Source organism: Rhizobacter sp. P1_G5 (genome assembly GCF_056405435.1).
Genome location: NZ_JBFUCB010000158.1, coordinates 1 through 10,726 on the forward strand (window position 1 = coordinate 1; position 10,726 = coordinate 10,726).

At 68.1% G+C, this 10,726-nt stretch carries 9 protein-coding genes and 1 pseudogene; 6 read left to right on the forward strand and 4 right to left on the reverse strand.

Translation table 11 applies throughout. From position 1 onward, the window contains the following. The first annotated feature begins 37 nt into the window (after positions 1 to 37). From AC1D12_RS13325 to AC1D12_RS13335, 3 genes are all read left to right on the forward strand, one after another. Positions 38 to 340: a putative quinol monooxygenase gene (locus AC1D12_RS13325; protein ID WP_477840887.1), complete on the forward strand. Its 303-nt coding sequence runs from the start codon at positions 38 to 40 to the stop codon at positions 338 to 340. 159 nt (positions 341 to 499) lie between these two features. Continuing rightward, positions 500 to 1,453, forward strand: a complete 954-nt coding sequence (locus AC1D12_RS13330; RefSeq protein ID WP_477840889.1) for a Bug family tripartite tricarboxylate transporter substrate binding protein — start codon at positions 500 to 502, stop codon at positions 1,451 to 1,453. Beyond that, positions 1,450 to 4,356, forward strand: coding sequence for an ATP-binding protein (locus AC1D12_RS13335; RefSeq protein ID WP_477840891.1), 2,907 nt, complete (start codon positions 1,450 to 1,452; stop codon positions 4,354 to 4,356). Before AC1D12_RS13330 ends, AC1D12_RS13335 begins: the two co-directional genes overlap by 4 nt. A gap of 46 nt (positions 4,357 to 4,402) precedes the next feature. On the opposite strand, the gene AC1D12_RS13340 is transcribed toward AC1D12_RS13335, so the two are convergent. The 4 genes from AC1D12_RS13340 to AC1D12_RS13355 all read right to left on the reverse strand — a co-directional run bounded on the left by AC1D12_RS13340 (position 4,403) and on the right by AC1D12_RS13355 (position 7,631). Next, positions 4,403 to 4,612, reverse strand: a complete 210-nt coding sequence (locus AC1D12_RS13340) for a hypothetical protein (RefSeq protein ID WP_477840893.1) — start codon at positions 4,610 to 4,612, stop codon at positions 4,403 to 4,405. A gap of 84 nt (positions 4,613 to 4,696) precedes the next feature. Then, the gene (locus AC1D12_RS13345) at positions 4,697 to 6,121 is read right to left on the reverse strand and encodes an ATP-binding protein (protein WP_477840895.1); all 1,425 of its coding nucleotides are present in this window, start codon (positions 6,119 to 6,121) and stop codon (positions 4,697 to 4,699) included. Beyond that, entirely contained in the window at positions 6,118 to 7,407 is a 1,290-nt protein-coding gene (locus AC1D12_RS13350; RefSeq protein WP_477840897.1) for an ATP-binding protein, read from the reverse strand. Before AC1D12_RS13350 ends, AC1D12_RS13345 begins: the two co-directional genes overlap by 4 nt. Then, positions 7,404 to 7,631 carry a hypothetical protein gene (locus AC1D12_RS13355; RefSeq protein ID WP_477840899.1) on the reverse strand — a complete coding sequence of 76 codons (228 nt, stop codon included), beginning with the start codon at positions 7,629 to 7,631 and terminating at the stop codon, positions 7,404 to 7,406. Before AC1D12_RS13355 ends, AC1D12_RS13350 begins: the two co-directional genes overlap by 4 nt. Positions 7,632 to 8,062: 431 nt before the next feature. Between AC1D12_RS13355 and AC1D12_RS13360 the strand changes: the two genes are divergently transcribed. From AC1D12_RS13360 to AC1D12_RS13370, 3 genes and pseudogenes are all read left to right on the forward strand, one after another. Next, positions 8,063 to 9,661 carry a methyl-accepting chemotaxis protein gene (locus tag AC1D12_RS13360; protein ID WP_477840901.1) on the forward strand — a complete coding sequence of 533 codons (1,599 nt, stop codon included), beginning with the start codon at positions 8,063 to 8,065 and terminating at the stop codon, positions 9,659 to 9,661. A 111-nt stretch (positions 9,662 to 9,772) separates the two neighbouring features. After that, positions 9,773 to 10,540 (forward strand): sulfite exporter TauE/SafE family protein, encoded by a 768-nt coding sequence (locus tag AC1D12_RS13365; RefSeq protein WP_477840903.1) that lies wholly within the window; start codon positions 9,773 to 9,775, stop codon positions 10,538 to 10,540. Positions 10,541 to 10,568: 28 nt separating this feature from the next. After that, a pseudogene (locus AC1D12_RS13370) lies at positions 10,569 to 10,726 on the forward strand (sulfate adenylyltransferase subunit CysD); the annotation flags it as partial.

Sequence of the window (10,726 nt, forward strand, 5' to 3'; positions counted from 1 at the left end):
CGTGGAGGTTCGTGGAGGTTCTCCGCAAGGATCTTCGGTGAACACGACAGGACCGATCACCGTCGTCGCACGCTGGCAGGCGAATGCCGGCGCGGTCGACAGCGTGCTGACACTGGTCGCCGAGTTGCGCCCGCCCACGCTCGCCGAGCCGGGCTGCCTGGGCTACGACGTCTTCCGCGGCATCGACCCGCCCGGCGAGCTGCTGCTGGTCGAGCGCTACCRCGACCAGGCCGCGATCGAGGCGCACCGTGCCTCGGCGCACTACCAGGGCGTGGTGGTGCAGCGCATCCTTCCGCTGCTGTCGAACCGCCGGGTCGAACTGCTGCGATCGATCGAGTGAGATGACCCGACAGAGGCCCTGACCCGACAGAAGAGGGTGGTGTTGAAGATGCACTGAGCAGAGAATGCGTCCCTTCTGGACGCGAGTACTTCTCGGCTCGGGATGCGCAACCTCGGACTGCCCCTCACGCACGTTTCGCGCAGGCAGGCCCTCCAGGCCGTGGCCGGCGCCGCCCTGGCGCTGTCGCTGCCCGGCCGGGCGCGGCCGCCTGGCCTGGCGGGCGACACCGTCACCTTCGTCGTCCCGTTCGCACCGGGCGGCGCCACCGACCAGCTCGCCCGGCTGCTCGCAGCGGACCTGGGCACCCGGCTGGGCCGCCGGTTCGTCGTCGAGAACCTGCCCGGTGCCAGCGCCACCATCGGTGCGCGATCGGTCGCGAGCGCGGCGCCCGACGGCAACACGCTGCTCTACACGACGGCCACGCCGCTGTCGATCAATCCCCACCTCTTCACCGCCCTGCCCTACGACCCCGAGCAGGCCTTCGCGCCGATCGCGCTGACCGTGCGGCAGCCGCTGGTGGTGGTGGTCGGCAGCCTGCAGGGCATCGGCACGCTGCACGAGCTGGTGGCTCACCTGCGCAGGCACGCGACGAGCAGCAGCTACGGGTCGTATGGCCACGGCACCGCCAGCCACATTGCCGCGGCGCTGTTCGTGCGCCAGGTCGGTGCTGCCGGGCTCGCGCACATCCCCTACAGCGGCCCGCTCGCCACCGCCGACCTGGTGGCGGCCCGCACCACCTTCATGGTCGATTCGTGGAGTGCGGTGTCGCAGCTGGTGGCCGCCGGCAAGCTGCGGGTGCTGGCGTCGTGCGACACCGAAGCCCTGCGGTGGTTGCCGGGCGTCTCCAGCGTCGCCAGCCTGCTGGGGCTGGCGTTCGAGGTGTCGACCTGGAACGGCCTGTTCGCACCGGCCGGCACACCGGCCGGGATCCTCGACCGGCTGAACCGCGCGATCGCGGCGACGCTGGCCGGCGACGCGGTGCAGCAGGCGGTCGCCGCGAAGGGCCTGATCCCGTACCCGCCGATGCCGCGCAGCGAGGTCGCGGCCTTCGTCGCTGCCGACCGCCGCCGCTGGAAGCGCCTGATCCACGCGGCCGGCATCGAGCCCCAATGAACCACCCCGCATCCGCCCACCGGGTCTTCTGCTTCGGGCCGTTCCGCCTGCTGGCGCAGCAACAGCTGCTGCTCGAAGGCGAGACGCCGGTGCGCGTGGGCAGCCGGGCCCTCGAGGTGCTGCGCACGCTCGTCGAATCGCCCGGCACCCTCGTCAGCAAGCGCGACCTGATGGCGCGCGCCTGGCCCGGCATGGTGGTCGAGCCGAGCAACCTGAAGGTCACGATCGCGGGGCTGCGCCGTGCGCTCGGCGATGGCCGGCCCGGTCACCGCTACATCGCCAACGTCACCGGGCTGGGCTATCGCTTCGTCGCGCCGGTGCGCCGCATGGACACCGACGAGCGCGACGGCAGCGCCCATCCGGCGCGCAGCAGCGGCCTGCCGCAGTCCGCCACGCGCCTGGTCGGCCGCGCCGAGGTCGTCTCGGCACTGGCGCGCACGCTGCCCGAGCGGCGCATGGTGACGATCACCGGCGCCGGCGGCATCGGCAAGACCAGCGTTGCGCTGGCGGTTGCCGCGGCACTCGCCGAAGGCCATCCGGACGGTGCGCACTTCGTCGACCTGGGCCCCCTGGCCGATCCGCGCTTCCTGCCGATGGCGGTGGCCAACGCGCTCGGGTTCGCGATCCATGGCGACGATGCGGCCGACGCGCTGGTCTCGGCGCTTCGCCCGCGCCGGCTGGTGCTGGTGCTCGACGGCTGCGAGCACCTGCTCGACGCGGCGGCAGCGCTGGTCGATCGCATCGTGGCCGGCGCGCCCGGCGTGCTGGTGCTGGCGACGACGCGCGAGCCCTTGCGCATCCGCGGCGAGACGGTGCACCGCCTGGCCCCGTTGCCGGCGCCGCCGCCGCATGCGCAGCTCACCGCCGACGAGGCGCTGGCCTTCCCTGCCGTCGAGTTGTTCGTTCAGCTCGCCGCGGCCTGCCTCGACGGGTTCAGCCTGTCCGATGCGGATGCACCCGTCGTCGCCCGCATCTGCGAGCGGCTCGACGGCATCGCGCTGGCGATCGAGTTGACCGCGACCCGGGTCGAGGCCTTCACGCTGCGCGAGCTGTCGCTGCTGCTGGAAGACCGGCTGCGCCTGCTCGGGCTCGAACAACGTGGCGTGGCGCCGCGGCACCGCAGCCTGGCGGCGGCGCTCGCCTGGAGTCACGACCTGCTGGCGCCCAACGACCGCATGGCGCTGCGCCGCGTGGCGGTCTTCGCCGGTTCGTTCACGCTGGCCTCGGCCACCGCACTGGCCGGCGACGACTGCGACATGGTGGCGGYCGTCGAGAGCCTGACGGCCAAGTCGCTGGTCTGCGCCGACGTGCGCGGCGCCGAGGTCCACTACCGGCTGCTCGACACCACGCGCGCCTTCGCCACGCAGAAGCTGCACGACAGCGGGGAGGCGAGCGACCTGCACCGGCGCCATGCGGAGCACCTGGTCGACGTGCTGGCGCGCGTCGAACGCGAGGCGCGCCACCAGCACAGCGCCGACTGGGTGGCCGCGCACGGCCACCGCGTCGACGACGTGCGCGGCGCGCTCGCCTGGGCGTTCTCGCCCGCGGGCGACCCGCGGCTGGGCATCGCGTTGACGGTGTGCGCGATCCCGCTGTGGACGCAGCTCTCGCTGCTCGACGAGTGCCGCGACGGCGCGGAACGGGCACTGGCGATCGGCGCCCGGCAATCGCTGCTGGCACTGCGCGACCGCATGCAGCTGGCCGCGGCGCTGGCGCTCGCCACGCTCTACACGCGCGGGCCGCGCCCCGAGACCGATGCGCTGTGGAAGGCCGCGCTGCGCGACGCCGACGTCGGCGGCGATGCCGCATTCCAGCTGCGCACCTTGTGGGGGCTGTCGGTCTACCTGGTCTTTGCGGGCCAGTACCGCACGGCATTGGGCTACCTGCGCCGCCTGCGCAACGCGGCACGCCGGCACGGCGATGCCGCCGACCGGCTGGGCGCGGAGCGCCTGATCGCGACCAACCTGCACTACTTCGGCCGGCAGGGCAGCGCCCGCGCGCGCCTGGAGAAGGTGCTGCGGGCGTACGCCGACCCGGTGCAGCATGCGGACATCTCCCGCTTCCAGTTCGACCAGCGCGTCGTCGCGCGGGGCACGTTGGCCACCGTGCTGTGGCTGCAAGGCCTGGCCGACCAGGCGGTGCGCATTGCGCACGAGGCGGTCGAGAGTGCGCAGGCCGCGAGCCACCCGGTCTCGCTGTGCAATGCGCTGGGGCACACCGCCATCCCGATCGCGCTCTACACCGGCGACCTGGCGGCGGCCGACGCGCTGATGCTGCGCCTGCGCGCGCACCTGCGGCAGCATGCACTCAGCGTGTGGTGCCTGCTCAGCCGCTGCCTGCAGGGCATGATCAGCATCGAGCGCGGCGATGGTGCCTGCGTCGACGAGCTCGCGGGCCTGCTCGGCCAGCTGCGTGCATCGGGATATGGCCTGCGCCAGTCGTTCTACAGCGCCGCACTGGCCCGCGGCCAGGCGCTGGCGGGCCGGCCCGGCGAGGCGCTGGCGACGCTGGACGATGCGCTCGCGCTGTGCGAACAGACAGCAGAACGCTGGTTCCTGCCCGAGCTGCTTCGCATCAAGGGCGAGCTGCTGCGGCAGGACGCGCGTCCAGGCGCCGAAGCGCTCTTCAGGCAGTCGCTGGGGCTGGCGCGGCGGCAAGGCGCGCTGGCGCTGGAATTGCGCGCGGCGCTCAGCCTGGCCGAACTGCTGGTCGATGGCGGCCGCGCCGGCGAGGCCGAAGCGCTGGTCGATGCGGTGCGCGCCCGGTTCACCGACGGGCACCGAACGGCCGACCTGGCGCGGGCCGCGCGGCTGGCCGCCGATCTGCGCGAGGACGCGCGCGGCGTCCTTCAACTCACGGCGGACCCGGAAACACCTGCTCGAGATACGCGACGAATGCCTTGACGTTCGGGCTGCCGCTCTGGTGGCTGGCCATGCGTACGCCGTGATTTCACGGGAAATGGCCCGCAGGCGGCACCCCCAGGTCGATCATGCGATGGCCTGCGGCCGTGAGTCGCCATTTGCGCTCACCGCTCATCTCCTGTTTCACCAAGCCGCGCACCTCGAACAAATTCGCATCCTCGGTATCGACCAGCCCGTCTTCAAGCCGCTTCGCGAAGCGATGAAAATTGGCGAAGTACTCAGCGCTGAATGCATTCATGAACGGCTCCCATGGCAGGATTCACTTCCAAGCGGCCATGGTGCGCGCCATCCTCGAGAGGTGCAAGGCTTGTCGATAGACCCATCAGGGCGTATCCAGCGCGGGAGCGCTCGTGATGCGGCGCACGGGCAGCGTCACGCGGAACGTCGTGCCCTGGCCCAGGACGCTGTCGACGTCGATCCGGCCGTGGTGCTTCTGCACGATCCCGTACGACAGCGAGAGACCGAGACCGGTGCCCTTGCCGACCGGCTTGGTGGTGAAGAAGGGCTCGAAGATGCGCTTGAGCGTCTCCGGCGGAATGCCCGATCCGGTGTCGCCCACTTCCAGCCAGATGTTCTCGTTGTCGACCGTCGCGCCGGTGCGGATCACGATGCGGCCGCGTTCCTCTCCCATCGCCTGCGCCGCATTGACCACCAGGTTCATCACGACCTGGTTGATCTGGGACGGCAGGCACTCGACGTCGGGAATCACGCCGTATTCCTTGACCAGGTCCGCCTTGTACTTGACCTCGTTGGCCACCACGTTCAGGGTCGAGTCGATGCCCTGGTGAAGATCCGCCAGCTGGAAGTCCTGCGAGGAATCCGCACGTGAGAAATCCTTGAGATCCTGCACGATCTGGCGCACGCGCACGATGCCCTGCCGGGACTCTCGCATCAGCACCGGGATGTCCTCCTTCAGGAACTCCAGCTCGATGTCATCGCGCAGCTTGCGCAGCCGCGCGGCGACATCGGGCGAGCCGACCTGGGCCTCGGCGGCTTCGTAGGCTGCCAGCATCTTGAACAGCTTGCCGAGGTAGTCCTCCAGCGTGCCGAAGTTGGAGAAGATGTAGCCGATCGGATTGTTGATCTCGTGCGCCACGCCGGCCGCCAGCTGGCCGATCGAGGCGAGCTTCTCCGACTGCACCAGCTGCCCCTGCAGGTGCTTGCGCTCGGCCACCTCGGCCTGCAGCGCCTCGTTGGTGCTCGTGATCTCGCGCGTGCGCTCGACGACCGCGTCTTCCAGGCGCGTGAGCTGCGCGGCTGCATCCTGCGTCATCTGCCACTTGGCGGTCAGCATGCTCGCGAGCTGGCGCACCTCGATCGCGTCGAACGGCTTCTTGAGGATCAGCAGCCGGTCGCGCACGTCGAGTGTCGCCAGCACCTCGTCCCACGAGGTGTCGGCATAGGCGGTGCAGATGACGACCTGCAGTCGCGGATCGGCCTGCCACAGGCGCTCGATCGTCTGCACGCCGTCCCAGCCCGGTGGCATGCGCATGTCCACGAAAGCCAGTGCATAGGGCCGCTCCGCCGCCAGCGACGCCTGCACCCGGACCAGGGCCTCCTGCCCCTGGTAGGCCGAATCGAGCTCGAAGGCTCGCGCCTCCTCCTGCGGCTCGTCGCCGAACAGCGCCGTCTCGGTGGCGCCGAGCCCGGCGTCGGCCGGTGGCGGCACCAGGATCTTGCGGAAGTCCTCGTGGATCGCCGGCATGTCGTCGACGAGCAGGATGCGCCGGTTCTGGCCGCGTGTCATGGCGTTCCTTCCTGCGGGACGATCGGGATCGCCAGGACGAACGTGGCGCCTTGTCCGACCCCGTCGCTCTGCGCACTCAGCGTTCCGCCCATCTCCCGGGCTGCCAGCGCGCAGCTGTGCAGGCCGAAGCCATGCCCGTTGCTGCGGGTGGTGAAGCCATGAACGAAGATGCGGACGAGGTTTTCCGACGCGATGCCCTCGCCGTTGTCGGCCACCGTGATGCGCAGGACATGCCCGTCCGCGGCGGGCTGCAGCGCCGCGCCCAGCGTGATGCAGGGGCTCTGGCCCGGGGGTGCGCCCCTCATCGCGTGTTTGGCATTGCTGATCAGGTTCACCAGGATCTGCAGGATCCGGTGTCGATCCAGCGGCAGCGCTGGCAGACCGGAAACCTGCTTCACGACGTCGACCTTGTGACGGGTCAGTGCACTGGCGTTCATGCGCAGCGCATCGTCCAGCAGGTCATCGACCTTCAAGGATTCGACGACGCTCGATGCGCCCGCATACGATTGCTGGGTCGCGACGACTTCCTTGATGTGATCGACGCTCCTGGCGAGCAGGACCAGTTCCTCGATGATGGCCGCCTGCTCCGCCTCCAGCGTCTGCGCCAGTTCGCGCAGGTAACCCACCAGCAGCTTGCCCCGGGCGTCGTGCGTGAGGAAATCGCCCAGGTCGTCGGCGTGCTCGTCCATCAGGCCGACCGCGCGCCTCAACCCCTTGAGCTTGGAGGCGCGAAGCCGGTCGCCGATCAGGCCCGCGGAGATGTTGACGCTGTTGAGAACGTTGCCGACGTTGTGCAGCACATTGGTGGCGATCTCGGCCATGCCCGCCAGGCGCGAGGCTTCGAGCAACTGCCGATGCACCTCGCCGATGCGGCGTTCGGCTTCCTTCAGTTCGGAGATGTCCTTCGTGATGCCGAAGGTGCCGATGATCTCGCCGACCTGGTTGCGCAGCGGCATCTTCGTTGTCAAGGCCCAGGTGTCCGGCCGCCCATCCGCCCAGGTTTCCCGCTCGACCTTGCCGACGATCGGCTGGCCGGTCCGGATGATCTCCTGCTCGTCGTCGAAGGCGGGCCTGGCGTGCGCCTCGGAGAAGACATCGAAGTCCGACTTGCCGATCAAGCCGTCCGGTGTCGTCATCCCGAACTGGAATGCCTGCGCCGCACTGGACTTGATGAAGCGGGACTGCCTGTCCTTGAAGTAGATGTGATCCGGCGAGTTGTCCAACAGCGCCCGCAACAGGTCACGCTCGTCGACACCCGCCGGGAAATGCTCGGGCGTTGCATTCACACGTGGGCTCCAGCGATGTCACGCAAGGTCAACGCGTACAGGTCGGCCACCGGCTGCCGCATCGCATCGGGCAGGAGCTTGCGCGTCGGGTGCGGCCGGGCGCAGCGCGGGCAGGCGTCGAGGGCTTCCCGGTAGACCAGGTCGCAGCCCAGGCAGCACACGGTGCCTGCACTCAATTCGGCCGCGGCCAGTTCGGCGAACACCGTCGGGCGCATCGCCGACACGGTCTTCCGGCAATGCGGGCAATCTTCATGGGGAATGGAATGGCTGGCGCAAAACATCGACGACTCCCTGGCACTGGGGGTGCCTTCTGTGGCGACATGTTCCGCCGGACGCTGCTGCCCCATTCCCTCGAACAATGCGGCGAAGCGGGACCAATTACCTCCCGCCTCGTCACAACTGACAGATAAGCATTTCGACGGCGATTTGCAAATAGCTCGAACATTTCACGTTCGATGGGGCATCTACAGATTGATGCCCGTGTGGCAATTGATCAGCATTGATCCATGTCAATTGCGCGGCCTGATGCACGAAGATCGACAATCACTCATGGATTCAATTAATGGTTAATTGTTGGTCTTTTCTGGCTCTATGAATCTCCCATCCTGCCGATAGTGGTGACATAGTTTTGTGTCTATCAAAGGGAGTAAAAAGGATGAAATTCCTGTCCAATGTGAAGATCGGTACGCGCCTGAGCGCCGGCTTCGCCGTCTTGCTGGCCATGCTGGCGGTCCTGGCTTTCACGGCCAAGGTGCAGGCTGATCGCCTGCAGGCGCACACCGAGTACTACGACAGCCACATCATGGCGTCCTACAAGCTGGTCACCGAGTTCATGCGCAGCGCCGACGACGCGCGACGCCGCTCGTTCCTCCACATTCTCGGCAAGCAAGAACAGAAGAAGGAGGCCGAGGTGATGACCGCCAAGTCGGTCGAAGCCGCACGCAATGTGCTGGAAGACTATTCAGCGCGTGCGCTGTTCCAGGACGACGAGGATCGCGCCAATTGGCAGGAAGTGAAGACCAGGTTCGACACCTTCGTGCGTTCCAATGAGAAGGTCATGGCGGCGTCGCGCACCATCCTCGACGATCCGGCACAGCGGGACGTCGCCGTCGGCATCATGCTGGGTGAGGCTCGCGTGGACAACATGAACCTCATCAAGGCCAAGGACGCCTGGCTGGCGCACAGCGATGCGAATGCCCGGCGCATGATCGAGCAGGGCCGGGCCACCTACCAGGCCGTGCTGTGGACGCTGGGCGGCCTGGCTGCAGCGGCCATGCTGGTGGGCGTGGCGGCAGCGCTGGCGATCACACGGTCGATCACGCGACCGCTGACCGAAGCGGTGACCATCACCCGAGCGGTGGCCAAGGGCGACCTCACACGCCAGGCGCGGATCGGGTCGCGTGACGAGATCGGTGAACTGTTGGGCTCGCTCAATCTCATGACGACCAATCTGTCCAGCATGGTCAGCACGGTGCGCGTCGGCGTCGACACCGTGGTGACCGCTGCGACGCAGATCGCCCATGGCAACCTTGACCTGTCCTCGCGCACGGAGTCGCAGGCTTCCAGCCTGCAGCAGACCGCCGCGTCGATGCAGCAGATGGCCGACAGCGTCAAGATGAATTCCGACAATGCGCGTCAAGCCAACCTCCTCTCGGGCAAGGCGTCCGAGGTGGCCGGGCAAGGCGGCAGCGCGGTCGAGCGTGTGGTCGAGACCATGGAAGGCATCCAGGATTCGAGCCGCAAGATTTCCGACATCATCACGGTGATCGACGGCATCGCCTTCCAGACCAACATCCTGGCACTCAATGCAGCTGTCGAGGCGGCGCGCGCCGGCGAGCAGGGCCGAGGCTTTGCCGTGGTCGCGGCCGAGGTGCGCAACCTGGCCCAGCGCTCGGCGGACGCGGCCAAGGAGATCAAGGGCCTGATCACGAGCAGCGTGGAAAAGGTGGATGCCGGCACCCTGCAGGTCAATGCGGCACGCAAGACCATCGACGAGGCCGTGCAACAGGTTCGCAAGGTGAGCGAATTGATCGCCGACATCACGCAGTCCAGCTCGGAACAGAACTCCGGTGTCGGCCAGATCAATCAGGCGGTGGCGCAGCTGGACAACACGACGCAGCAGAACTCCGCCCTGGTCGAGGAGACCTCGGCTGCGGCCGAGAGCCTGCGTCAACAGGCCGAGAAGCTGTCTGTGGCGATCTCCGTGTTTCGTGTCGCCGGGCACGATGCCGCGCCACAGCACAGCTTCGCCTAGGCAAGAGGTGCGGCTCGACGTCTGAGTTCAGCCTGAACTCGGCGCGACGCCGCAACCCTTGAATCGACACCACCGCGCCGGCCCTGGCCGGCACCTCAAGATCGGGACGTCATGGACTGGCTGGCAGTAGCGAGCGGATTCGTGATTGGTGCCATCGTCGGATTGACCGGCGTGGGTGGAGGCTCGCTGATGACGCCGCTGCTGATGGGCGTCTTCCATCTCAGCGCGCCCGTGGCCATCGGCACCGATCTGTGGTTCGCTGCAATCACCAAGACCAACGGATCGATCGCCCACCACCGCCAAGGCCACGTCGACTACGGCATCGTCGCCTGGATGTTGCTGGGCAGCATCCCGGCGACGGTCATCACGATCATGCTGATGCGATACACCGGCATGACGAAGGGGGTCAGCCACCTGATGATGCAGGTGCTGGGCGTGGCACTGCTGATGACGGCGGCCGCGGTCGCCTGTCGCCCCTTTTGTCACGCGCTCGGACTGAAGCTTGACGCCTTGCTCACGACATCGCGCAGGCGGGCCTTGACCGTCCTGGCGGGTCTGCTGCTGGGTGCCCTGGTCTCGCTCAGTTCGATTGGCGCCGGCGCGATCGGCGCGACCCTGACCCTCGTCCTCTATCCGCGACTTCCCATTCAACGCCTGATCGGAACCGACATCGCCCATGCGGCGGTGCTCACGCTCGTCGCGGGCCTGGGGCATGCGGCGCTTGGGAACGTCGACTGGTTGCTGCTCGCCAGCCTGCTGGTCGGATCCCTGCCCGGCATCTGGTTGGGCGCGCGATTGATCAGATCCCTGCCGGACAAAGTGACGCGCGGGCTGTTGTGCGCGTCCCTGGTGACTGCCGGGCTCCGCGTCATCCATTGAGCGCGAACGCCCAACGACAAAGGACCCCATGAAGCTGAATGACGACCCCTCCCTTCGCGAGTGCGTGACGCCCGGGCGCGTGACGGCCGGTCTCGATCAATCCCACCTCGACTGGCTCGAGGAAGAAGCCATCTTCATCCTGCGCGAGACCGTCGCCGCGTTCGAGCGCCCGGCCCTGCTGTTCTC